This is a genomic window from Sorangium sp. So ce145 (assembly GCF_051525985.1).
Lineage (GTDB): Bacteria > Myxococcota_A > Polyangia > Polyangiales > Polyangiaceae > Sorangium > Sorangium cellulosum_B.
The window spans coordinates 7,971,631-7,995,169 of record NZ_CP150315.1 but is presented as its reverse complement, the minus strand read 5'-3'; the positions used below and the strand labels follow the sequence as shown (position 1 = coordinate 7,995,169).

The window sequence follows — 23,539 nt, the reverse complement described above, 5'->3', positions numbered from 1 at the left end:
CGGGGCCCGCCATCGCATGAGTTGTCAGTACACGGCCGTGAGCATGGGCAGCGCCTCGTACCGCAGCCCAATGTTTGACTTGATCGCGGGATCCTCGCTCTGGAATGTACGGAGCTCGGCTTCGTCGCGGACGGCAACGATGCCGACGCCCCATCCGCCCGCCGGGTCGGCGACCGGTCCGAAGGCGATCACGTGGCCCTCGGCGAGCTTGCCGCGCCAGTATTGGCCGTGCGCCTGCATGACCGCGCGCTCATCCGCCGTCATGTCCTGCATGAAGGTCGCGCGCGACGGGAGCAGCCGACAGAGAAAGAAGCGCGGCTCCGGTTGCGGCGCGACGTGGTTCGTGAGCCAACCCAGGACGCGCTCCCAACCTGCCGCGTGGCTCTCGCACGATGCCACACGACCGCCAAATCCAGCGTGTCGGACCGTGAGGCGCGTACCCGTCTCGATGGCGTCGAGGAGATAGGAGACCGTCGTCGGAGGCGCGTCCGCATCCCATGACGGTTCCCATGTCTGGACGAGCCTTCGAGGCGGATCGAGCTCGAGAACTCTGCCGCCGACATGGAATGGCTTCCCGTCTGCCCCCACGCCGTCGGTCCGCCAGGCCCCTCCGGCGCGGAGGTCGATCGTGAAGGCGGTCGTGCGATACATCTCCGCAGAACCCCACCACTTCGTCAGCTCGTCGGTCGTCAGCGCGCGGAAGACGCGCTCTGGCGGCGCGGCGATCTCGATGCGAGCGAGGATTGTCCCTTGCGCGACATCGGCGATCGAACGGGCTCGGGAGCTCTTGGCTGTCATGTATCCTCCAGGTAACGCTTCAGCGACTCGAGATTGCGACCCCAGAACGCGCGGTAGCCCTCGAGCCATGCCATCGCCTTCTGCAGCGGCGCGGGGCGCAGCGTGTAGAGCCGCTCGCGCCCGACCTTCTCCTCGGTCACCAGCCGCGATGCCTTGAGCACGCGGAGGTGCTTCGAGATCGCCGGGCGGCTCTGAGAGAAGTCGGCCGCGATCTCGTTCACCGGGGCAGGACCCGCGCGCAGACGATCGAGGATCGCGCGACGGGTTGGATCGGCGATGACAAAGAACACATCGACGTCGGCTTTCGCGGGCGACATATAGGTAACCAGTGGGTTACCAGTATCGTGGTGGCCTGAGCTTGTCAAGCGCTTCGAGGAGCCTCCCGCGCGCCGGTCGTGCGCCGCGTGAGATCGGCAGAGCAGACCCCCTGCTTCGGCACCAGCTCGCCTGGAGCGACAAGCGGGTTGAAACCGCCGGAAGAGCGCAGAATTCGAACCGCCGAGCGCCATAAGACGCCAAGATCTTTGTGTTTTTCTTGGCGTCCTTGGCGCCTTGGCGGTTCACTTCTCGCTCGATCGAGCGATGTGATCGAGCTTCTCGCGGGCTGTCTTGCGCCGATTGCCCAACAGGCGTCTGGCACCGGCCGCGCTTCGCGCTGCGGCGGACCGCGACGGCCGGCAGGTCAGAAGTCGTCGCGGAGGCGCACGGTGTCGAGCTCGCGCCGGAGCATTCGCTGAAAGATGCCCGGCGCCACCCACGAATAGACGCAGATCCCGAGCCAGGCATACCCGATGAGCTGGGCGCCCGCCGGGCGGTCCAGGTCCTCGAGCGCGAGGCGGAGGACGCGCTGCGCGACGTACGCGGCGAGGAGGACGAGCATCGCGCTCGGACCGAGCCCCGCGAGCACCGAGCTCACCCGGAACCAGACGCCGAGGAGCAAGCTCTCGCGGGCCTTGATGGCGGCGAGGAGCCTCAGCGCGTCCGGATCGCTCACGTCGGCGCGGATCGCCCAGACCGCGTGCTCGCGCGCGCCGCTCACGTCCCCGCGCCGGAGGAGCACGTGCCCCATGAGGACGAGCGCGTCGGCGTGCTCGGGCTCGGCCTCCAGCGCGGCGCGCGCCCAGCGCTCGGCCTCGTCGACGCGGCCGCGCGCGAGGTGCGCATCGCCGAGGGCGACGAGCGTCTCGATGTCGTCCGGGTCGAGCTCGAGCGCCTGGGTCAGGAGCTCGGCGGCGCGATCGTCGCGATCCTGGTACCGCTCGACGGCGGCGAGGCCGCGCAGGGGCGCGGGCTCCGACGGATCGAGGCCTCGGGCCGTCTCGAAATGCTCCCGCGCCTCGCTCGGCCTCCGGTGCGCGAGCAGGACGCGGCCGAGGACCAGGTGCGCGAGCGGCGACTCGGGGGCGAGCCCGCGCGCCGTCTGCGCCTCGATGAGCGCCGCCCCGAGCCGCTTCAGCCGCAAGAGGGCCACGGCGAGCAGCGCGTGCGCGCGCGGCGCGTCCGGATCGAGCGTGAGCGCCCGGCGGAACCAGTCGATCGCGGCCGACAGCTGCCCGCGATTCAGCGCGCTCACCCCCAGGTCGGTCGCGCGGTCGGCGTCGTCTTGTCCCGCCATCACATCACCACGATCCCGAGCCAGTTCGAGGCATCGAACGCGGCGCGCACGACGTGATCCCGGGCGATGGCGGCCGCGATGGCGACCGCGGCGCCCTGGCGGACGCGCCCGCCGAAATGCTCGTAGATCCCGAAGCTCCGGTGCTGCGACGTATAGAGCCAGTAGGCGGCGCCGAGCTTCGCCGCCGTGATGATCACGAACGCATAGGCGAGGGAGCGATCGGGCAGGTGGAGCGCCGAGATGATCAAGGCGCTCAGCTGGGCGAGCACGACCGCCGCCACCGGCGTGAGCGCGGCGATGAGCGCTTCGCGCCGGAAGCCCGCGCTGCCCATGGCCTTGCCGTTGAAGATGAACCACGGCAGCCCGGCCCAGCTCCCCGCGAGCATCGTCGTGAGCAGCGGCCAGAACGGGTTCACCGTGTACTCGGCGAGCCGGCCCGGGCGAGGCTCGTCGGCGATGGTGTAGGCGGCGCTCACGTCAGCCCTTCCCGTGGCGCTTGAGGAAGTCGAGCACCTCGTCGTATTGCCCGGCCTCGTTGGCATAACGCGCGTAGTTGCGCGCCGTGGTGAGCCACTCCAGGGTGGTCGGCTTCACGTCGCGCAGCGCGGCCACGAGGTGAGCCTCCGCGATGGGCACCTCGGCCTTCTCGCCGAGCGAGGCCTCGATGGCCTCGTCGCTCGCCGTCTCGACGAGGTGCTCGAGGTCTGCGCCCGAGAAGCCGGACGTTTTCGCGGCGAGCGCCGCCACGTCGATGTCGCGCGCCGAGGGGCGGACGTCGAGGAGGCGGCGGAGGATCGCCTCGCGCCCCTCTCGATCGGGCGGCGGCACGAAGAGCACGCGGTCGAAGCGACCGGGGCGGCGGAACGCGGCGTCCACGGCCCAGGGGACGTTCGTCGCGCCGAGGATGAGCACGCCCGCGTTGTTCTGGGCGAAGCCGTCCATCTCGGCGAGGAACTGGCTCACCAGCTTGGCGCTCGTCGCCTCGCGCGTGTGCTGGCGCTTGCCGGCGAGGGCCTCGAGCTCGTCGAAGAAGAGCACGGCCGGCGCGCTCGACCGGGCCTTCTCGAAGATGGCGTGGAGCTTTCGCTCCGACTCGCCGATGTACATGTCGAGGATGTCGTGGATGGCGACGTTGAAGAACCCGGCCTTGCACTCGCCGGCCGTCGCGCGCGCGAGGAGCGTCTTTCCGCAGCCCGGCGGGCCATAGAGGAGGATGCCGCCGCCGACGCGCTTCTTGAAGCGCTGGAAGAGCGAGGGCTTCTGGAAGGGCATGATGATGCGGCGCTCGATCTGCTTCTTGACGTCCGCGAGGCCGCCGACGTCAACGAACGTGACCGCCTTCGCCTCCGGGTGGAGCAGGCGCGCCATGACCGGCGCGTCGGTGTCGTCGTTCGAAATGACGCGCATGCGCGGGCGCTCGCCGGCCGGTGCTATCTCGCGTACGCGCGCCCCGAGCAGCGCCTTGAGGTCGACGTCCTCGAGCGTCGGGTTCTCGGCGACGGCGTCCTGGTATGCCTGAACAGCCTCCTTCGGGCGGCCGAGCGCGTGGAGGACGCGCGCCCGGAGCATCTGCGTCTCGCCGTCCTTCGCGTCCGCGAGCTCGAGGGACCGCTCGAGATCACCCGCCTCGAGCAGGGCGCGGGCCGCGGCGCGCCGCTGCTCGGGGCGCTCGAAGAGTGGTGCTCCGGCTTCGCGCACGAGCCGAGCCGCCTCGGCGGCCTCGCCGCGCTCGACGAGGGCCGCCACGACGACCGTGAGGAGATCCACGTTGCGAGGGGAGGCGGCGAGCGCCGCCCGGAGCGAGGCCAGAGTCGCGTTGTCCACTCGGTTATGACCCATACCGCAGCGCGTTGGAGATTGCCATGGGCTTCGCTTTCGTTCCCTTGCGCGTGCGCGCCGCGGCGTCGGGCGCCCTGGACCAGGCGGCGTTCGCGGAGGTGCGGCGCAGCGCGATGCGCCCCATATCGCGACGGACTGGAATGCGTCCGGCAACCTCCCGATGAGGCGACCGCGCCGCGTCATCCAGGCGCGACGCGGCGTAACGAGGTGGCTCGCGCCAGTACGAGCCGGCGTCCATCGAGCATCTCATTCTCGGTCATTCTCTCCGCCTCTTGGCGCCTTGGCGCCTTGGCGCCTTGGCGTTAAAATCCGAGATCATCGACGACGTCGGTGGCAGGCACGATGAGGCACCTAGCGATCTGACAAGCTGCGGTTTGACGCCCTCCGTCAACGTGACTTCATGGTCAGCTGGGCGGGAAGCTGCGCAATGGTGCGTTCTGTCTACGCGCTTCGAGCGAACTGCTTTTCGCTTGCAATCTGCTGTTGATCCTGGTGCCATGGGCCTCCGCGAGAGGGTTGGTCTTCCGGATAGGTGAGTGCGAGTATGAATGAGGAAAGCTTTAAGCCGGATTTTGACTTGCTCGATCGATATCAGCAGTTTTCCGCTGAATTGCTGAGGATCGCATTGCTTGGCATCGCTCTCCTGGGCTTCTTTATCGAAAAGGTTGCTGGTGCGAATTATTACTCGGCGAGCTCTCGATCTGTCTTGTTGATTCTCACCGCGCTCACTTCGATCTCATGTCTTGTCTCCGCTGCGGGCGCACTGGCGCATCGCTACTTCTCTACCGATGGTATCTTCTATCATGTTCGCAGCCTTCGGCGTCGTGCGCCCGTTTCTGGTGGTGTAATATCCTCTGATTCACAGACTGCCCCGTCCGGCGACGCCGCGAGTGTGCCACCGTTCAAGCAGAACTACTACTCACTGAGGGTTGCAAGCGACGAAGGTGCTCGGAATGCCCGATACTCGAAGTCTGGCCGCTGTCTCGGGCTATCCGTTGGAGCGATGATCGCCGCCGCATTCTTTGCAGTGGCCGCGATTACCGTAGCTGCAATGTCCTACGTGCCAGAGAGCTCGATCGACACCACGCGCGGCACGGTATCCTCATCGTCGAACCAGCCACGATGAGCCAGCCGCTGCGATCGGCCTCGTATTCGACTATGTGCCGACCAGCTCAGGCTTGGTGACCGACGCGTAGGTGGACGGGCGGGGACCACTTCTGTACTCTATCGATCGCAGCGACTCATGCCGGAAGACCTGGACGTTCAGTACCTGGAGGGATTCGTCGCGGATCCCGCGGCCATGTTCGACATGGCGGAGCGGAATCTCTCGTGGGACGACCGGATGCATTCACGTCGAACCGCATCGTGCGGGGTGGCGTACAACTACTCGGGCATCTCTTACCCGGACTGCGAGATGCCGCCCTTCGTGCAGGACCTCGCGGCCCGGCTCGCCGGCGTGGTGGGGCATCCGATCAACAACTGCCTCGCCAACTTCTATGCCGATGGGACGGCGAAGATGGGCTTTCACTCGGACTCCAGCGCCGGCGTCGTCGCTGGAACGACGACCTCGATCCTGTCGCTGGGCGCGCCTCGCGTCCTCACCTTCCGCCGGAGCCTTCGCCGGAACGAGACGCACGACATGGCCCTGGCGCCCGGCTCGCTCCTGATCATGCGCCCCAGCGTTCAGGAGGGGTGGCAGCATGCCGTCCTCGCCGTCGAGGCCGCGGGCCCGCGGATCAGCCTCACATTTCGGTTCCTGTCTCGTTGAAATGGCCGTAGCCGCCGGGGCGCGCCCCCGAAGGAGGAAGACGTGGCGAGAGGACGAACGCAGCGAACCGCGACCGTCGGCGTCGCCGAGCACGGCAACTCGGCGGTGCTCGTCACCGTCGCGCCCGGCGGCGAGCTCCTCGATCGCCGGCGCATCGACCTCACCGAGGGCTTGCCGACGCACCCGCATCACCACGAAGGGTCGTGGGCGGTGGGCCGCTACCTCAACACCCCGGGAGCGCGAGCGCTCTCGCTCGCCGACGCCGTGGCGCTCGTCGAGCGCGTGCGAGCGTCCGCCGCGCGCGGCGCGCGCGAGGGCCTCGAGGCGCTGGCCGCGGCGGTGCCCGTGCCGATCGCGCGCATCGCGATCCGCGTGTGCCCCGAGCTCCCGCCGACGACCGAGGAGCGGATCGCCGACAATCGCGCGCAGACCGTCGCCGACTCCGTCATGTATCGCCAGGCCCTCGCGGCCGCAGCCGAGGCGCGCGGCTGGTCCGTGCATTGGTACGACCGCGAGCGCGTGTTTCGCGACGCCGCAACGGCGCTCGGCCGCGACGACGTGAACGATCTTCTGCACGCGATGGGCCGATCGATCGGACCGCCTTGGCAGGCCAACCACAAGCTCGCGGCAGCGGCGGCGCTCGCGGCCACAGGGCATCCAGCGCCGCGGGAAGCCACCGGATAGTTTCGGGAGCCGTTCCCAGAGCTCGAGATAGAAGCGCTGACCCGGCTGGTCACCGCTCAGAAAAAGCCGGTCGACCGGCGACGACCAAGAAGGCGAACCCGCCGCTGATCAACAGGGGAATCGATGCCGAGAATGTGTTCCACGCTCCCTCTGGCCGGACACGCCAGATGACAGAGGCGGAATGGCTGGTGTGTACTCGGGCCCATCCCATGCTCCGCTTCCTGCTCGGACTCGGTCCGAGAGCGCTGCGGGTCGCGGACATCGAGACGTTTCCGGCGTGCAGGGGGAGCGACCGCAAGATGCGGCTGTTCGCCTGTGCATGTTATTACCGCGTGTGCGCCCTGCTCCCCGATGAGCTCGCAGAAGCAGCAGTGGAAACAGCGCGCCGTCACGCCGATGGCCTGGCCACGCAGGAGGAACTCCAGGCAGCCGAGGCTCTGGTCCGGCAGGCGCTCGACGCTCTGGAGGGTAGGTGGCGGGCGTCCCATGGGGCCGAACGTATCTCGTTCCAGCCGACGCACGACGCGCTGGCCCTGAGCTTTCAGGTGGTTCGGCCACAGGCTCCGAAGGCGGCGTACTACGCCTCGTCCAACGCTCATCTGGCAGCTGCTGCCATTGCCAATCCTGGCGCCGCGTCTGGCGATGCTTCATTCACCGCCAGCAGCGCCGCGGAAGAGCTCGCTCAGGCCGGCGTGCTCCGCGACATTTTTGGCAACCCGTTCCGCGCGGTGGCCTTCGACCCGCGCTGGCGGACCTCGACGGCCGTCGGGCTGGCTCGGCAGATGTATGAGAGCCGCGTTTTCGGGCCGATGCCGATCCTGGCCGACGCCCTGCTGGAGGCCGGGTGCGAGGACGCCGACGTGCTCGGCCACTGCCGTGGCGACGGGCCGCACGTCCGCGGCTGCTGGGTGATCGACTCGCTGCTCGGGAAGGAATAGGTTGAGCGCTCGATCCCGGATGGGCCCGTCTCGACGACCGGCAGGTCGCCCACGCTGAGCGGTCCTGGTCCTACCGAGTATGCCGCACACTACGAGGACGGGTCGGGGCGACCTGGGCGCGCGCGCCTGGGCCTGGTATGCTCCACCTATCGAGACCGATGCCCCTGTCAATCTCCAACGTCCGCGAGTTGTTGCGCCGCGCAGATGTGGAGCGCTGGTGTGCTCAGACGATCGACGGCTCGGGCGAACCGTGCAAGTGGCTGCCTGTTGTGAAATATTCCGCTCGATTCAGTTCGACTCAGCACGCGATCGGCTTGATCGATTCCGGCGAGTGGACATCGCAATACGCGGATGGTCTGCGTGTTGCGCCGCCGAAGAACCTGGTGGGGTTCCTGCCGGTGCTCGAGCTCGACCGCCCGACGGTCCTATCTATGATTGATCAGGGCCTTGCAAGCCAGGGGGTCCCATCGAAGGTCCTTCGCACGTTTCCGTTCGACCCTCTCCTCGTCCTCGCACTCGAAAGTTCGTCGCATTGGCGACAGCATGCCGAGGCATGGGTCGACTCGGGCTACCCGCCGAACGACCGCATCGCCGAGCTGCTGCCGCGAAACTCCCGCGTCCGGGAGTGGGCGGAGTCCCGGATCGACGCCATTCTCCGAGGAACGTAGAAGCTTCGCACGATTTCATCGCGTGAGACTGCGAACGGTCAGAAACCAGGAGAGAGGACGTCATGCATGAACAGCAAATCGCGGCGCCAGACGACACGGCAATTCGGGTCGCCTTGTGGCGTGCGCTGCACGTGGAAGCCGATGCGCCGCCGCACGTGTTCGAAGACGACGTTGGATTGAAGCTGGCCGCTCCGGACGACGGCTGGCGCAGCCGTCCGGACATGAGCCTATTCACGCGGCCCTTCCGCGCCTCCATCCTGGCCCGCGCCCGCTTCGTCGAAGATCTCGTCGCGGAACAAGCCGCCCGTGGCGTCGGGCAGTACGTCATCCTCGGAGCGGGCCTGGACACCTTCGCCCAGCGTCGGCCGGAGCTCGCCTCCCGCCTGCTCGTATTCGAGATCGATCGGCCCAGCCCCCAGGCGTGGAAGCGTCAGCGCCTCGTCGACCTCGGCCTCGGCGTCCCGTCGTTCCTGCGGCTGGTTCCGGTCGACTTCGAGGCAGGAGACGCGTGGTGGGAGCGGCTGGCGGCGTCGGGCTTCGACTCGGGGAGGCCGGCGGTGGTGGCCTCCACCGGTGTCAGCATGTACCTGACCAGGGATGCCATCGTGGCGACGCTGCGCCAGGTCGCGGCGCTCGCTCCGGGCTCCACGCTCGCCATGTCGTTCATGCTTCCGATCGAGCTGGCGGATCCCGAGGTGCGCCCCGGGATCGAGCGCGCGGCAGCGGGGGCCAGAGCCAACGGCACGCCGTTCATCAGCTTCTTCACGCCGGCAGAGATGCTGGCGCTGGCCCGAGATGCCGGCTTCAGAGAGGTTCAGCACGTATCGGCCGCCGCGCTTGCAGAGCGCTACTTCGCGGGCAGGACGGATGGCCTTCGTCCGCCGAACAATTCAGAGGAGCTGCTGGTGGCGACGACCTGAATCGAGCGGTCTAACTTGTCGTTGGACCGATCCGAGTTGCATCTACTTCACCATGCGGAATCTCGTGTGCCGTAGCCAGGAGCGCGCGAGCGCCGCGTCTCCGTAGTGGGAGCGCGCCGTCACGAACAGCACGCCCGTGACCCCATCTGGATTCTCGACCCTGACAGGCGTGTCGTCATCAAGGCCGTCCAGCTGTGGACCGATCGCCAGCCGCCCACCGAAGTCGATGATTCCACCTTCCGCCTCGGCCAGGTCGATGCACAACCTGGCAAGCAACCGATGGTCCTGGTCGTCGTTGCACATCGCGGCGAATGAAACGACGTCTTCTGGCGACCATCCGAGCACCTCCGGGAGGCCCGCCTCGAGGACCTCGGATATGGCCTCGGGGTATTCGGGTCCAACGGTCAGGATGAACGGGCGGCGGTCAACCCAGAAGTCGTCCCCTCGAACCTCGTCGGCGATGCGGGTGATTCCACTTCGAAGCGCGGCGACTCGCTCCACGTTCATCCTCGACGGCAGCAACACGGACGCCACTGGACCGGCCATTCCTCGAGCGTACGCCCTCGATCCATAGCGGTCCACCGAGGCGTCGCATCCGCGGACGCGCAAGCGGTGGGCGTGGGTGCATCACCTGCCACCTCGTGGCCGGCGAGGTCGTCTCCGCGCGCGGCCGGGACGCGCGCGGCGGCGCGCACGCGGTCCGTGGCGACGCCCGGCCACCCCATGGCGCCGCACAGCATGTGGGCCTTGTCGCGCAGGACCGATCCGTGCGACTTTCATGGGAGGAGGTCATCAAGCACGACGATCTCGATAGATCTGGTCCGGCCGCCTCGGTTGACCAATCGACCGATACTGGGACGACGACCCGGGCGTCACGTGGTAGCGCTGGTGGCTATGAATGGAGTGTTTCGGTGAAGATCGCGAAGCCCTTACGGGTTCTGATCTCCGCGCTGCTCGCGGGCGGCACCGCAGGGGCCGTTGGAGGGGGTCTCTCTTCGCGCATCGAGGCCTTGTCGGCCGTTGCGGCCGTGGTCGCGTTTGTGCCCGCATGGTTTCTATGGGGCGGTGTCGTCGACCACCTCGATCTATGGCTTCGCCGCCGAACGCGCGACGCAATCTGGCTGCTCACGCGCGAAGGGCAGGCGTGGTTGTCATCGACGGAAGGAACTGCATGGTCGAACCGTCATGACAAGACGAAGCGGCGCATAACATAGCCATGGGAACCTGGGGCCATCGGATCTTCGAGGACGACTTCGCGGTCGACGTACGCGCGGATTATCTGGAGCGTCTCTCGTCGGGCGCCCCCGGCGAGGCCGTCACGACCGAGATGATCCGCACCTACGGCGTCATGGACACGGACGAGGAGCCCGTGTTCTGGTTGAGCCTGGCCGCTACGCAGCTCGAGTACGGTCGGCTGGACCCGAGCGTCAAGGCCCAGGCGCTTCGGGTCATCGACTCTGGCGCAGCGATGGCGGCCTGGAATGGGGACCCGGACCGGCGCGCCGTGCTCGAGGAGCTCAGGGAGCGATTGAACGGGCCACAGCGCAAGCCGAAGCGCGCCGCGAACGCGAAGGTTCCTCGTCTCGTCCAGGGTGACGTTTTCTGTTTTCCACTCGATGACGGTCGGCTTGGGTTCGGCCGCGTCCTGATCCCCGAGCGCAAATTCGGTTGGTACGCGTTCTACCTGACCTCGTCGGAGCGAGACGGCGAGCTGTCCGTTGAACAGATCGCTGGCTCCCCGGTGGCGTTCGTCGTCACGTGCAACAACGCTGGCTTCCGGGACCGCCGATGGCGTGTGATCGGTCGTCTTCCGCTCGAGTCGCATCTCACGAGGCCAATTCTCTTCTTCCACCAGGCGGCCGGAAGCCCGTCGTGCCTTGTCTTTGACATGTGGGATGCGAATCAGGATGGAAAGGAGGTCCCTGCTTCTGAATGCGCCGGAATCGACCGGTGGGGGGCGTTCTCGCCGCCGCACGTGGCCGCCCGGTTGAAGGGCCTTCTCGCCGGCGAACCTGATTCATGGCGGCTTCATTCCGCTCCGGAGTCGCATGAGCGCAAGTAAATGTCTGAGGCGCAGCCGAACAAACCGCTGCTGTCCGTGTTGCCCCTGCGGCGCGACGCGCCGGCGCGTCGTGCACCCTCACCTCGCGCCGACCGCGGGCGCGGGCGGCTACCAGGGCTTGCTTCTCCCTGTCACGCCGACGCCGGCGTGCTTGCCGGTCGGCCGCCTCCGGGAGCCAGTTCGCGCCCGATTTCCGCGGGTCTGCATGCGCTCGTACCGACGGGCGACGCTCGGCGCGGCCGCGGGCGGTGGAGAGCACCACCCAGCGACGGCGCGCGGTGGGAGCGTGGGTGCGATCCTCGCCCCGACGAATCGACGCCGCGTCGCGGCGTTGGCACACAAGGACGAAGCTCCCGGGCAGTGTGCCAGCCTCTGACCCTCGTGTCATGAGGGGGCTCCGGCAGCGCGTCCACGCACCGCGGCACGGACGGCGCGAGCTCCTCGACAAACTCGCCGGACCCGCAAGGGCCGACCTGTCTCCAGGGCACCGACACCGACGCGCTACAATTTCGCCGTGAACGGTACGTTCTTTGCAATGGGCGTGAAGCGGAAAGGTTGCGCTTCATGTCCAATCAGCTGCCGTCGTCTTCCTCTGCTCGATCATGGTCGTCCCGCACGCGAGGCATCTCGCTGTTCGCCCTGCTAGCCCTCCCGTCTGCCGTCGTCTCGGCGGGGTGCGCTGACAAGCCGGACAACATCTACAACTACTATTACACGAACGGGGAGGGCGGCGCCGGGGGCGCCGGTGGGGCCGGGGGCGCCGGCGGCGCCGGTGGCGCGCCCGAGCCGTACCCGGGGGCGCCGGTCGCGGACACCGAGGTGGCCGAGCATGCGCTCGACGTCTTCGGCACCGTAGGCAACCGCTACTGGTTCGCCGTCTCGGAAGAGCAGCTCGAGATCATGAACGAAGGGCTCGGCGGCATCGGGGGCCCCATCAAGAGGGACGCATTCGGGGACATTTACTCACCGACCGGGGAGAACACGACCTTCGTGGATCATCTGTGGGTGACGACGGCCGGCGCCGAGGGCAAGACGGCCGACTACGGCAAGGTCCAGGTGGGGATCGCCGGCCAGTCGACGCAGCGGCCCTGGACGAAGCGAACCATCCCCAACCTCAACATCGACGCCGACGAGTTCGTCGAGAAGCAACGGCTCGGCGGCTTCGAGCACGTGCGCTTCAACAACGGCCAGGTCGGCAGCATCTTCCGCGAGCGCCTCACGCTCGATCTCTATGCTCGCCTCGATTATCCGGCCCCCCTCGCCAACTACGCCTGGCTGTCGAGCAACGTCTGGGGCGCGGAGGTGGCCGTCCCGTACATCGTGGTCGAGCGCTACAAGAAGGCGTTCTGCACCCGCCTCGAGAGCAAGTTCGGCGGCGGCTGCGCCAACATGTGGGAGTTCGCCGGAGACTTCGCCGGCAACATCCCGGGAGGCGGCGGGATCCCGCTTCCGATCGACATGGTGCCGTTCGGCGTGAGCGTCTTCGACGATCCAGAGAACTGCCAGCTCAAGGAGTGTGACAAGACCCGCGCGAAGGAGCTCGAGGAGCTGATCGTCGAGACACCGCCTGGCGAGGGCTTCAAGGCCGCGCTCGAGGGCTGGATCGACTGGCCGGCGTTCCACCGGTTCCAGTGCCTGTCGTGGGTGCTCGCCACCGGCGACGACGCGATCCACAACAGCAACAACGTCGTGCTGGTCGAGCGGGCCGATGGTCTGTTCCAGTACCTGCCGTACTCGGTCGACATCAGCCTGGGGCAGAGCTGGTATCCGGTGGTGCCCCTGGCCGGCACGAACACGCTGGCGCGCGGGTGCCAGAGCGAGCCGGCCTGCTGGGCCGACACGATCGCGGCGTGCGAGGAGGTGATCGAGGAGTTCACCGCGCTGGACCCGAACGCGGTGCTGAAGGGTCTCTACGAGCAGCTGTCGGACGAGGGAATGCTCCGCCCGGGCGACGAGCAGCGATACGAGGAGCTGGACGCCTGGCTGACCAATCAGCTCGAGGTCCTGCCGGTGGAGCTGGAGAGGAACCGCGAGGAGCCGCAGCTCTGCATGCCTCCCCAGATCGATTGCGGCGGCTACTGTGGCTTTCCGCAGGAGTGCGGCTTCTGCGTTCCTCCCCTGATCGACTGTGGCGGTTACTGCGCCTATCCCAAGGAGTGCGGCGGCGGCGTCGGAGCGGGTGGCGGAGACCCGGGTGAGGGAGGCGCGGGCGGAGCCGGAGCAGGTGGCGGCGACGCGGGCGTCGGCGCAGGCGGCGGCGCAGGCGGCGGCGCAGGCGGCGGCGACGCGGGTGCGGGCGGCGCTGGCGGTAAAGCGGCGGACTGACGCCGGCTGAACCCCGAGGGGGGCTCATAAGCGTTAATCAGGCTTCGCGCCGCATTCTCCTACATCCGAACGTTCACGTGGGTGACCGATGGTAGGGTGGAGGGGCCCTCGCCGTGGAGCTCCCTCTCAGGGCGAAGCCTCGAACAGGCACCGCGTGATCGGGATGGCGACGTCCTTCCAGACATACAGGTAGTATTTCGTGCCCGGAACGAGCTCCTCGGGGCTCCCCTCGACCGGATAGCCCTGCTTCGTTCCCGGCGGGACCTCGCCGTAGGTGATCCCGCTCTTCACGGGCGCGGCGCTCGAGGGCACGTCGAGCCGCCAGATCGTCCCCTCGGGCAGGTCGAGGTTGGGCGGAGCGCCCGGGTTCTCGGCGTTCGCCGACAGGACGTAGACGTAGCGGGCGTCGCCGCCGCTCCACGTGATCTTGCCCGCGCCGTCCACGCCTTCCCCTGCCGCGCAGTCGCCTGGCACGTAGAGGCTCTGTTCATGGAGCGGCCCGCCGAACGGGGTCTCGTCCGCGAAATCCTCCTTCGTGAATCCGCGGCGCAGGAGCTCGCCCTCGAAGAACGCGACCATGCGCGCCGGGTCCGTGGAGGGCAGCCCGCTGACGTCACGGGAGAATCCGTTGTTCTGGTCCGGCGGGTACGCGCCGAGCGCCGCCGAGGAGACCCAGCCGGCGGCCAGCGCGAGGCCCGTTGGATAGAAGCTGTCGGTCCAGACCGGTCCGGCCTCGATGTACCAGTTCGACGGCCCCGCGGCCGGCGCGGCCTTCTCCGAGTGGCAGCACACGCACCCGCACGCCTCGGTCTGCTCCGTGACCCAGGCGAGCTCGCCGAGCCATTGCGGATCGGACAGGCGTGGATCGTCGCTCGGCGTCTTGTAGTCGGAGGGGGGCGCCGGCCAGTACGGGCGCTGCGTGAAGACCGGCTCGCACGACGCGTAGTCGGTGAACAGGCGCCCGGGCTCGGTGCAGCCCGAGATCGCGCCGAACGTGCAGACCTTCCCGCCGCTCTGCCCTGCCGGCTCGCCGTCCTTCGGGTCGGCGCAGACCTGCTCGGGCCACTGGAAGACGGCGCCGCCCGTGCCCACGCCGCCGCCGGGCTCCTCGGCCGCGCCCTCGCAGGCGTCGGGCTCGAACCGGCCGCCGCCGAACATCTCGCAGCCGCGCTGGGTCGAGGCGCACTGGCTCGTGTCGCCGCCGGGGAAGATGAGGGTGTAAGCGTCGTCGGTCCCGCCGCCGAGCACGCATCGGCCGAGCGTCTGCGGATACGCGCAGCGCTCGCCCCCGGTGAAGGTGGAGCCCTGGAGCGCCTTGCAGTCGGCCTCGGCGGACTCCGCGGTCCAGCCCGCGCCTGTGTACTCACGGCACTCCTCGGCCTGGCTGAAGGGGCTCGTATAGACGCAACGACCTGGCGACCCGGAGGCCTCCGGAGCCCCCGATGCGGCGTCTTCCTCGGTCCGCTGGCAGGCGCCCAGCCCTCCCAAGGCCGAGACGAGCAGCGCTGCGCCCAGCATCACGTGCGGTGAACGGAGGAGCTCTTGCTTCACGGTCGAATCTCCTGAACGTCGCTTTCGGACGACATTGATTGTGATCTATCTCACGTATCTTCCCGGCGAGCGTCCGTCGGTATACCGTTTGTTCATGGTTGTTCAACTGTCGTCCAATCTTTTTGTGTGAGATATGTATGCAAGAATACGTTCTTGCTCATGGCGCCATTCGTCTGGAGGAGGCGGAGGCGTGTCCAGGGGCATTGGCCCGCGCCCGCGCGGGGATCAGGCGGCGACGAGGCTCCTCACCGGAGCGCGCCGAGGCCGAGCGAGATGCACGGCTCCCCGTCGCGCAGCGAGATCCCCGCCAGCTGCTTCTCGGGCGGGTACATGTACCCGAACAGCATGCACATCTCGTTGTCTCCGAGGCCGAACGTGAGATCGTGGTCCGACGTGTTCCGGAACCTGCACGCGTACCGGAGCGAGTCGCCTTCGCCGAGCGCGAGCGCCGGCCGGTAGACCTCGATGTCGCTCTCCAGATCGAACGCCCCGCCCTCGTAGACGCGCGCCTCGCCCCCGTCCGCGCGGACGACGTCGACGTCGAAGGCATCGGCGTAACGGTGCGTGTGTGGCATCAGAGAGACGATGTTCCCGCCGAACGTCGAGCACGTCGTGCCGACGGTCTGCGTGGCGCGCGGCGGGACGAGGAAGTCGTTGACGCTCAGGACGAACGGCGCGAGCTCTTCCGTCCGCTCCGAGAGAGGCATGGTGAAGAAGTCGTAGGCGAGCTCGACGACCGCGGGCTCGGGCGACGTGTTGAGCAGGTGCACGCTCGTCGCGATCTCGCGGGACGGTTCGAGGGTGAAGCCCATCCCCTCCGGGAAGACGAGCGTCTCCTCGCCGACGACCTGCGTGGAGCTCGCGAAGAGGACGTCCGGGATGGCCGCCGGCAGCGTACCGAAGGGATCGTCGGCGCCTGGATGGCAGCCCGGGTAAGGGTTCGGCCCGAACGATGGATTGACCGGCTTGGCGATCACGTTGCTGTGATGCAGCCCGGCCGTCGCGTAGACGCGCGCCGCGTGGACGGTCGTGCTCTCGATCGCGGGGAAGGGCCATGACACGCAGAAGGTCGCCTCCTCGCCGGGCGCCATGAGCCGCGGCGGCGCGATGATCCTGAAGCCGCTGCGCGGCGGCTCCGGCAGCGCGAGCCGGGTGAGCTCGGCGCCGAAGGCGACGACGTTGTCCCGGTCGACGCGCTCCTCGGGCTCGTAGCGGGCGGCGGGCTGGACGCACCGCCCGCGAAAGCGCTCCTCGCCAGGAGCGCACGCATCCCGCGGCGACGGCTCGACGCCCGCGCAGGCAGGGAGAAGCAGAATCCACAGGAGACCCGTCGAACGAGGGCTATCCCTCAGGACATAGCGAGTTTGGGGATGTTGCATCACAAATCATCTGCGGCCGACAGCTTCTCACCGGAAGCCTCGATTGAGGATCTCCCCAGCAGAGGGAGGGCGCCCTCGCGCGGCCAGGGCGGAGCCCGCGGCGAAGGGGACGCTCCCGGCACAACCGAGGACGGCGCGGGCTGACGTGATCCATCCGCGGCGGCAGGCGGCGTCGGCGCGGCGGCTGGTCCGCCCACCACCGGCGCTCGCTCCGCCAGCAGCAGCGGCCGCTCGCCGGCCCACGGCCGCTCCGCCTATCGCAGCGCCGACCGGAGCGTCCCGCCCACCTGTCCTCCGGCCGTGGCCGAAGGGCCGCCTACGTGGACACCCTGTTCACCCGGCTCGACGCTGTGCGCAACAAGGGGGTGACGTGGTCGTCGCGGATCGTCTAGCATCCCCGTGCCGAGGGGCAGCGCGCCCCACGATCCCCCGCATCGCCCGACCACCACGCAGCGTGGTCCCAGCTCGTGGAGAAGACAGCATTGAGCGAGCAAGCAATCGAGCCGGCCCTCCCCGTCACCGCTTTCGAGAGGCGCTTCAAGCACCCGCCGGGGCTCGTGATCCTCTTCTTCGCGGAGATGTGGGAGCGCTTTTCCTATTACGGCATGCGCGGCCTCCTCAAGCTGTATATGGCGAACTACCTGTTCGTCACCGCGCGAGAGGCCTACCAGGGGTGCCGGCAGCACGCGCAGCCATGCGATCTCGTCGCGGGTGATCCGACCACGGTGTTCGCCTGGGAGTTCATCAAGGGCCTCCTCCCGAGCGCGCCCAACGAGCAGGCGTCCATGCTCTACGGGCTCTACACGGGCCTCGTGTACCTCACGCCGTTCTTCGGCGGCATTCTCGCCGACAAGGTGTGGGGGCAGCGCAAGACGGTGGTGATCGGCGGCGTCTTGATGGCCATCGGGCACTTCGTGATGGCGTTCGAGAACTCGTTCTTCATCGCGCTGCTCCTGCTCATCCTCGGCAACGGCGCGTTCAAGCCCAACATCTCGACCCAGGTCGGCAGCCTGTACCCGAAGGGTGATCCGCGCCGCGACGGCGCCTTCACCATCTTCTACATGGGCATCAACCTCGGCGCCTTCATCTGCAACTTCGTGTGCGGCACCCTGGCCGCCGTCTACGGCTGGCACTACGGCTTCGCCGCCGCGGGCGTCGGGATGTGCCTTGGGCTCGTCGTCTACCTGGCGGGGCAGAAGTACCTCGCCAAGGACAACCTGATGAAGGCGGCGGAGGGCGTCGGCGAGCAGAAGCAGCCGCTCTCCGGCGACGAGTGGAAGCGCGTCGGCGCGCTCGTGGCGCTCTGCGCCCTCAACGTCGTCTTCTGGGCGGTCTACGAGCAGCAGGGCAACACGATGCAGACCTGGGCCGACGAGAAGACGGTGTGGCCGAGCGTCCTCGGCTTTCAGATCCCGTCGACGTGGTTCCAGTCGGTGAACCCGCTCTGCATCATCCTGTTCGCCCCGCTCCTCGACGTCTTCTGGCGCTGGCAGGCGAAGCGGGGCTCCGAGCCGACGAGCGTCTCGAAGATGGCGATCGGCTGCACCATCCTCGGGCTGTCGTTCATCGTGATGATCCTCGGCGCGCAGGCCGTCGGCGACGGCAAGGGCAGCCTGTTCTGGCCGGTCTTCTGCACGCTGCTGCTCACGATCGGCGAGCTCTACCTGTCGCCCATCGGCCTGTCGCTCGTGACCAAGGTCTCGCCGGTGCGGATCGTGTCGATGATGATGGGCATGTGGTTCGTCTCGAGCTTCCTCGGCAACACGCTGAGCGGCTACCTCGGCATCTTCTACACGCGCTGGTCGAAGGACATGTTCTTCCTGATGCTCACCGTGCTCGGCCTGGGCGCGGGCGCCGCGATGTTCGCGTTCAACAAGCCGCTCCGCCGCGTGCTCGGCCAGCACTGATCCCCACCGCGCCCGGCGCGGCGCCGCGCCCTCTCCGCGAGGGCTCAGCGCCGCGCCCGGCGCCCTCCACGGGGGCGCGGCGCGGCGTCAGGGCGCCCGCGCGCCCTCCACGGGGGCGCGGCGCGGCGTCAGGGCGCCCGCGCGCCGGCGGGGTCGACGATCCGCTCGTCGAGGGTCGCGAGCCGCCCCTCGGGCAGCGCGCTCCCGATGGCGGCCACGGCGCGGCGGACGCTCTCCAGCGTGCTGCACGAGGCGACGTCGACGAAGAGCCGCCCCGACTCGGGCCAGGAGTGCAGCGCCACGTGCGACTCGCCGACGACGGCGCACGCGGTGATCCCTTGCGGAGAGAACGGGACCACCGCCATCTCGAGCAGCGTGAACGGCCCGGCGGCGACGGCCGCCTCCAGCGCCCCGCGGAGCGCGGCCGGGCTGTTCAGGAAGTCGGAGGGACAGCCCTCGAACAGGGCAAGAGCGACGAAGAGCTGCATCGGTGAGCGAGCGCGCGCGGCGGCCCGCGCGGGCCGCCTAGGGTAGCCGAGCCCGGGCACCGCGAAACCTGAATCGGTTTCACGAAGAGGGTAGGCCCTCCTCGGGCCGGGCAGCTCGGTACGCCCTTTCCCCCGCCGCGCTAGCGCCGCCGTGCGACCTGGATGACCTCCCGTACGCGCTGCCCACCCAGGTCGAAGCGCCCCTCGAGCCCCGCGAACATGAAGCTGTTCACGCGGCTGCCCTGGACCTCCCAGCCGCGGATCGACCCCGCCGTGTTCTCCCAGAGGAACAGGTTGAGCCCGCCGCCGATCGTGGGCCCCAGCGCGACGCTCTCGGACATGCGGACGTCGATCACCGCCTGGAGTCGCCCGAGCTCGATCCCGTGGGTCACCGTGTCACCCCTCACCCCCGCCGGCGCCGCGATCCACATCCCCGCCGGCGTCGCGGTCCACACCCCCGGCCGCGCCGCGGTCCACAGCGCCCGGTAGCCGCTGCCCAGCGAGATCACCGGATCGACGCGCTCGAACGGCGCCAGGTGAAAGCTCGCCTCCGCGCCCAGCGTCACGCCGCGCACGTCGGCCCCGCCCTGCTCCGCGCCCTGCGCCATGTACTGCTCGTAGCGCGACGTCAGCCCGAGGCCGACCTTCGGCACCGCGCGGTAGACGAGCTTCACGCCCACGCCCGCCCCCGGCCCCGCCACGTCGCGCAGGCGCCGCTCGCTCCCGATGTCGCCGAACCCCTGCGCGTACCCGAGGTTGAGGCCGAGCTCGAGCGCGTTGGCCGGCGCCCTCAGCGGAGAGCGCAGGTAGCTCGGCGGGACGTCGCCCTCGAAGTCCTGCGCAGCGGCGACGCTCCCGCAGAGCACGGCGACCGCTCCCGCGGCGATCGCGACCCCGGTGTTTGCCTTCATTGCGGATCCTCCTCGCTGCGCGGCGCCGCGAGGACGGCGGAGCCGATCCGCGCGCCACGCCGGGAACGCCGCGCGCCGGGGCGCGAGCATCGCGTGTGCCACGGAGGCGGCGAGCAACGCCTTCCCGGTCGCGGACGGGCCGCCCGCGCCGCGCGTCAGCCGGCGTGTGCGTGTGCGCGTGCGTGTCAACGAGCGGCGGCAGCCGCCCGCGCTGTGCGTCAGCCCGCGCCTACCAGCGGTGGAAGGCCGGGTGCCCTTCCTTCACCGCCACGAACGTCCCGCGGCACGTCGCCGTGACCCGCCCGCCCGCTTCCAGGGTCGCCTCGACCACGACGCGGTCGCCCTCCGCCTCGGCGACCTGCGCCCGCAGGTGCACCGGGCCGCCGAGCGGCGTCGGCTTCTTCAGCCTCACGTGGAAGTCCGCCGTCACCGTGCACGGCGGCGCGTCGGCCCCCCGCGCCTTCATCAGGTGGTAAGCCGCGGTCCAGTTGGAGTGGCAGTCGAGCAGCGCCCCGATGATGCCGCCGTTGAGCATCCCGGGGAACGCCTCGTGGTGCGGCTCCGGCGTGAAGTCGCAGACCACCGCGTCGCCCTCGACGCGGCTCTTCAGCCGGAGCCCCCTGTCGTTCGCCGGCCCGCAGCCGAAGCAGCGGCCCTGCGGCGAGTACCTGTCCTGCAGGCTCGCCGCGTCGCCGCTCACCGGGTGCCCCCGACGAACGCCTCGTCCATCAGCATCTTCTGCTCGAGGAGGTGGCTCGCGCGCGAGCCGGTCGCCGGGCTCGCGCTCGGCGCGCGGCTCACGCACGAGAGCGGCAGCCGGTCGCCGATGCGCTGCCGGAGCACCGCGAGGATGTAGTACCAGGCGCCGTAGTTGCGCGGCTCCTCCTGCACCCACACGAGCGGCGTGCCGTCCTTGTAGGGCGCGAGCGCGTTCACGATCTCCTCGTTCAGCGGGAACAGCTGCTCCAGCCGCAGGATCGCCACGTCCTTGAGCCCGCGCGTCTCCCGCGCCAGCGCGAGGTCGTAGTAGACCTTGCCCGAGCAGAGCAGCACCCGCTTCACGTCCGCCGGATCGACCCCGCTCGTGTCGGGCAGCACGCGGTGGAACTGGCCCTCGGAGAGATCCTTGATCGTCGACACGGGCCGGTGCGGGCCCTTCGACGTCGCCGGGACGCGCAGCAGGCTCTTCGGCGTCGCGATGATGAGCGGCTTGCGCCACGGCCGGTGCACCTGCCGCCGCAGCACGTGGAACAGCTGCGCCGGCGTCGTCAGGTTGCACACCTGGATGTTGTCCTCGGCGCTGTTCTGCAGGCAGCGCTCGATGCGCGCGCTCGAGTGCTCCGGCCCCTGGCCCTCGTAGCCGTGCGGCAGGAAGAGCACGATGCCGCTCAGCCGGTGCCACTTGTCCTCGCTCGACGTGAGGAACTGATCGACGATGACCTGCGCGCCGTTCAGGAAGTCGCCGAACTGCGCCTCCCAGATGACGAGCCCGTCCGGGTAGTCGAGGCTGTAGCCGAAGTCGAAGCCGAGCACGCCCGCCTCGCTGAGCGGGCTGTTGTACGCCTCGAAGCGCGCCGGCCCCTCGGCCACGCGCGACAGCGGCGCGAAGCGCGCGCTCGTCTCGACGTCGCGCAGCACCGCGTGCCGGTGGCTGAAGGTGCCGCGCTGCACGTCCTGACCGGAGAGCCGCACCGGCGTCTTCTCGGCGAGCAGCGACGCGTAGGCGAGCATCTCGCCCGTGCCCCAGTCGAACGGCTCGCCGGCGACGAGCTTGTCGTGCCGCTGCTGGAGCGTCGGCAGCACCTTCGGGTGCGCCTTGAAGCCCTCGGGCAGCTCGAGGAGCTTCTCCGACAGCGCGATGAGCCTCTCGGCCGGCACGCTCGTCGGCACCTCCGGCGTCGCGTTGTCGGCGCCGCCGCGGTAGTGCGACCACACGCCGCCCATCGAGTACAGCACCGGCGCGAAGCCCTTCTGCTTCACCTCGTCGAGCGCGGCGGCGAGCGCCTCGCGGCGCCGCACGACGATCTCGTCGGCCTTCTCCTCGGTGACCTGCCCGAGCTCCATGAGGCGCCGGACGTACACCTGCCGGACCGTGGGCTTCTTGTCGATCGCGGCGTACATCCGCGGCTGCGTGTAGCGCGGCTCGTCGCCCTCGTTGTGGCCGTACCGCCGGTAGCAGTACATGTCGATGATCACGTCGGAGCCGAAGCGCGTGCGGTAGTCGATCGCGAGCTGCGCGACGTGCGCGACCGCCTCCGGGTCCTCGCCGTTCACGTGGAAGACCGGGACCTTGAGCATCCGGGTGATGTCGGACGCGTAGCGGGTCGAGCGCCCTTCCATCGGATCGGTCGTGAACCCGACCTGGTTGTTCACGATGACGTGGACCGTGCCGCTCGTCGTGTAGCCGGGCAGGTTCATCATGTTGAGCGTCTCGGCGACGACGCCCTGCCCGATGAACGCCGCGTCGCCGTGGATGAGCAGCGGCATCACGCGGCGGCGCGCGTCGGTCGTGCCGTCGGCCAGCCGGCGGTCCTGCTTCGCGCGGACGCGCCCCTGAACGACGGGGTTCACGAACTCGAGGTGGCTCGGGTTGAACGTGAGCGTGAGGTGGACGTTGCGCCCGTTCTCGAGCGTGCGATCGGTCGAGTAGCCGAGGTGGTACTTGACGTCGCCGCTGCCGAGGTGGCGCTCCGCGTTCTTGTCCTCGAAGGCCGCGAAGATCTCGCGCAGGCTCTTGTCCATGATGTTCGCGAGGACGTTCAGCCGGCCGCGGTGCGCCATGCCGACCACGATCTCGTCGACCTCGTGCGCCCCCGCGCGCTCGATGATGAGGTCGAGCAGCGGGATGAGGCTCTCGGCGCCCTCGAGCGAGAAGCGCTTCGTCCCCGCCTCGTAGGACTTGTGGATGAACTGCTCGAAGATCTCGGCGTCGGAGAGCTTCGTGAGGATCCGGAGCTGCTTCTGGCGGTCGAGCGTCAGCCGGTTGCGCGTCGACTCCATCTGCTGCTGGAGCCACTGGCGCGCCTCGGGCTCCTCGATGAAGGTGAACTCGACGCCGATCGAGCGACAGTACGTCTCCTCGAGCCGGCGGATGATCTCGCGCAGCGTGAGGACGGGCGGCACGCCGGCGAGGTCGGTCGTCGGGAAGGGCAGCTCGAGGTCCTCGACCCGGAGCCCGAAGTTCGTGAGGTCGAGCTCGGGCGGCGTGGCGGGCGGCAGGCCGAGCGGGTCGACGTGCGCGAAGAGGTGGCCGCGCACGCGGTAGGCGTTCACGAGGGCGTAGACGCGCGCCTTGATCGCGGCCTCCGCGAGCACCTTGAGATCGCGCGAGGACTCGGGCGAGCTCGGGTGCTCGCTGAGCGTCCGCGCGAACGCGGCCTCCAGCGTCTTCGCGGCCTCGCCGTTCGTCTTGCCATTCCCGTTCCCGTAGCCGTGCCCGTTGCCGGGTCGCAGCGCCTGGTGCGGGATGGTCGGCGGCGCCGCGGGAGCGGGCAGCCTGCTCGGCGTCGCTCCGCCGTTCTTTCCCTCGAAGAACGAGCGCCAGCCGGGGTCTACCGACTCCGGGTTCTCGAGGTACTGGGCATAGAGCTCCTCGACGAGCCCTGCATTGATTCCGAAATCAAGCTGCATCGTGGTCGGGCTGCAAATAACGCGTGTCGGGCCGGCACGCTAGAGTCGTTTTCCGA

The 23,539-nt window shown here is 69.0% G+C and carries 22 protein-coding genes; 10 read left to right on the top strand and 12 right to left on the bottom strand.

Annotation, left to right across the window (positions count from 1 at the left end):
* Positions 1 to 24: 24 nt before the first annotated feature.
* From WMF34_RS29420 to WMF34_RS29400, 5 genes are all read right to left on the bottom strand, one after another.
* Positions 25 to 798 (bottom strand): SRPBCC domain-containing protein, encoded by a 774-nt coding sequence (locus WMF34_RS29420; protein ID WP_012238345.1) that lies wholly within the window; start codon positions 796 to 798, stop codon positions 25 to 27.
* Positions 795 to 1,163: an ArsR/SmtB family transcription factor gene (locus tag WMF34_RS29415; protein ID WP_437989886.1), complete on the bottom strand. Its 369-nt coding sequence runs from the start codon at positions 1,161 to 1,163 to the stop codon at positions 795 to 797. The genes WMF34_RS29420 and WMF34_RS29415 overlap by 4 nt, the downstream gene beginning before the upstream one ends.
* A 317-nt stretch (positions 1,164 to 1,480) precedes the next feature.
* Positions 1,481 to 2,413, bottom strand: a complete 933-nt coding sequence (locus WMF34_RS29410) for a tetratricopeptide repeat protein (RefSeq protein ID WP_437989885.1) — start codon at positions 2,411 to 2,413, stop codon at positions 1,481 to 1,483.
* Positions 2,413 to 2,889, bottom strand: coding sequence for a hypothetical protein (locus WMF34_RS29405; RefSeq protein WP_012238342.1), 477 nt, complete (start codon positions 2,887 to 2,889; stop codon positions 2,413 to 2,415). The genes WMF34_RS29410 and WMF34_RS29405 overlap by 1 nt, the downstream gene beginning before the upstream one ends.
* A 1-nt stretch (position 2,890) precedes the next feature.
* Complete coding sequence (locus WMF34_RS29400; protein ID WP_437989884.1) at positions 2,891 to 4,237, bottom strand: AAA family ATPase; 1,347 nt, start codon at positions 4,235 to 4,237, stop codon at positions 2,891 to 2,893.
* A gap of 559 nt (positions 4,238 to 4,796) precedes the next feature.
* On the opposite strand from WMF34_RS29400, the gene WMF34_RS29395 reads away from it, so the two are divergent.
* The 6 genes from WMF34_RS29395 to WMF34_RS29370 all read left to right on the top strand — a co-directional run bounded on the left by WMF34_RS29395 (position 4,797) and on the right by WMF34_RS29370 (position 9,230).
* The gene (locus WMF34_RS29395; protein WP_437989883.1) at positions 4,797 to 5,378 is read left to right on the top strand and encodes a hypothetical protein; all 582 of its coding nucleotides are present in this window, start codon (positions 4,797 to 4,799) and stop codon (positions 5,376 to 5,378) included.
* 117 nt (positions 5,379 to 5,495) lie between these two features.
* Complete coding sequence (locus WMF34_RS29390) at positions 5,496 to 6,020, top strand: alpha-ketoglutarate-dependent dioxygenase AlkB (RefSeq protein ID WP_012238340.1); 525 nt, start codon at positions 5,496 to 5,498, stop codon at positions 6,018 to 6,020.
* Between the two features lie 42 nt (positions 6,021 to 6,062).
* Complete coding sequence (locus tag WMF34_RS29385; RefSeq protein ID WP_437989882.1) at positions 6,063 to 6,704, top strand: hypothetical protein; 642 nt, start codon at positions 6,063 to 6,065, stop codon at positions 6,702 to 6,704.
* A 209-nt stretch (positions 6,705 to 6,913) separates the two neighbouring features.
* Positions 6,914 to 7,642, top strand: a complete 729-nt coding sequence (locus WMF34_RS29380) for a hypothetical protein (RefSeq protein WP_437989881.1) — start codon at positions 6,914 to 6,916, stop codon at positions 7,640 to 7,642.
* Positions 7,643 to 7,800: 158 nt separating this feature from the next.
* Complete coding sequence (locus tag WMF34_RS29375) at positions 7,801 to 8,310, top strand: hypothetical protein (RefSeq protein WP_437989880.1); 510 nt, start codon at positions 7,801 to 7,803, stop codon at positions 8,308 to 8,310.
* 62 nt (positions 8,311 to 8,372) lie between these two features.
* Complete coding sequence (locus WMF34_RS29370; protein WP_437989879.1) at positions 8,373 to 9,230, top strand: class I SAM-dependent methyltransferase; 858 nt, start codon at positions 8,373 to 8,375, stop codon at positions 9,228 to 9,230.
* A gap of 42 nt (positions 9,231 to 9,272) precedes the next feature.
* Here the strand turns inward: WMF34_RS29370 and WMF34_RS29365 are convergent, their stop codons facing one another.
* Positions 9,273 to 9,812: a DUF6368 family protein gene (locus WMF34_RS29365; protein WP_437989878.1), complete on the bottom strand. Its 540-nt coding sequence runs from the start codon at positions 9,810 to 9,812 to the stop codon at positions 9,273 to 9,275.
* 329 nt (positions 9,813 to 10,141) lie between these two features.
* Here WMF34_RS29365 and WMF34_RS29360 point away from each other — a divergent pair, with 329 nt between their 5' ends.
* From WMF34_RS29360 to WMF34_RS29350, 3 genes are all read left to right on the top strand, one after another.
* Complete coding sequence (locus WMF34_RS29360) at positions 10,142 to 10,444, top strand: hypothetical protein (protein ID WP_437989877.1); 303 nt, start codon at positions 10,142 to 10,144, stop codon at positions 10,442 to 10,444.
* A gap of 2 nt (positions 10,445 to 10,446) precedes the next feature.
* Positions 10,447 to 11,292, top strand: a complete 846-nt coding sequence (locus WMF34_RS29355; protein ID WP_437989876.1) for an immunity 26/phosphotriesterase HocA family protein — start codon at positions 10,447 to 10,449, stop codon at positions 11,290 to 11,292.
* A 564-nt stretch (positions 11,293 to 11,856) separates the two neighbouring features.
* Positions 11,857 to 13,617, top strand: a complete 1,761-nt coding sequence (locus tag WMF34_RS29350; RefSeq protein ID WP_437989875.1) for a CotH kinase family protein — start codon at positions 11,857 to 11,859, stop codon at positions 13,615 to 13,617.
* A gap of 126 nt (positions 13,618 to 13,743) precedes the next feature.
* Here WMF34_RS29350 and WMF34_RS29345 read toward each other — a convergent pair whose 3' ends face one another.
* Together WMF34_RS29345 and WMF34_RS29340 are read right to left on the bottom strand one after the other, a co-directional pair.
* Complete coding sequence (locus WMF34_RS29345) at positions 13,744 to 15,168, bottom strand: proteinase inhibitor (RefSeq protein ID WP_437989874.1); 1,425 nt, start codon at positions 15,166 to 15,168, stop codon at positions 13,744 to 13,746.
* A gap of 245 nt (positions 15,169 to 15,413) precedes the next feature.
* The gene (locus tag WMF34_RS29340; RefSeq protein ID WP_437989873.1) at positions 15,414 to 16,547 is read right to left on the bottom strand and encodes a hypothetical protein; all 1,134 of its coding nucleotides are present in this window, start codon (positions 16,545 to 16,547) and stop codon (positions 15,414 to 15,416) included.
* A gap of 482 nt (positions 16,548 to 17,029) precedes the next feature.
* Between WMF34_RS29340 and WMF34_RS29335 the strand changes: the two genes are divergently transcribed.
* Complete coding sequence (locus tag WMF34_RS29335) at positions 17,030 to 18,454, top strand: peptide MFS transporter (RefSeq protein ID WP_437989872.1); 1,425 nt, start codon at positions 17,030 to 17,032, stop codon at positions 18,452 to 18,454.
* 128 nt (positions 18,455 to 18,582) lie between these two features.
* Here WMF34_RS29335 and speD read toward each other — a convergent pair whose 3' ends face one another.
* The 4 genes from speD to WMF34_RS29315 all read right to left on the bottom strand — a co-directional run bounded on the left by speD (position 18,583) and on the right by WMF34_RS29315 (position 23,483).
* Positions 18,583 to 18,942 carry an S-adenosylmethionine decarboxylase gene (speD, locus tag WMF34_RS29330; RefSeq protein ID WP_437989871.1) on the bottom strand — a complete coding sequence of 120 codons (360 nt, stop codon included), beginning with the start codon at positions 18,940 to 18,942 and terminating at the stop codon, positions 18,583 to 18,585.
* A gap of 140 nt (positions 18,943 to 19,082) precedes the next feature.
* A complete protein-coding gene (locus tag WMF34_RS29325) occupies positions 19,083 to 19,853 on the bottom strand; it encodes a hypothetical protein (RefSeq protein WP_437989870.1) in 771 nt (256 codons plus the stop codon).
* Positions 19,854 to 20,082: 229 nt separating this feature from the next.
* Positions 20,083 to 20,553, bottom strand: coding sequence for a PaaI family thioesterase (locus WMF34_RS29320; protein WP_437989869.1), 471 nt, complete (start codon positions 20,551 to 20,553; stop codon positions 20,083 to 20,085).
* Positions 20,550 to 23,483 (bottom strand): 2-oxoglutarate dehydrogenase E1 component, encoded by a 2,934-nt coding sequence (locus tag WMF34_RS29315; RefSeq protein ID WP_012238298.1) that lies wholly within the window; start codon positions 23,481 to 23,483, stop codon positions 20,550 to 20,552. The genes WMF34_RS29320 and WMF34_RS29315 overlap by 4 nt, the downstream gene beginning before the upstream one ends.
* Positions 23,484 to 23,539 lie beyond the last annotated feature (56 nt).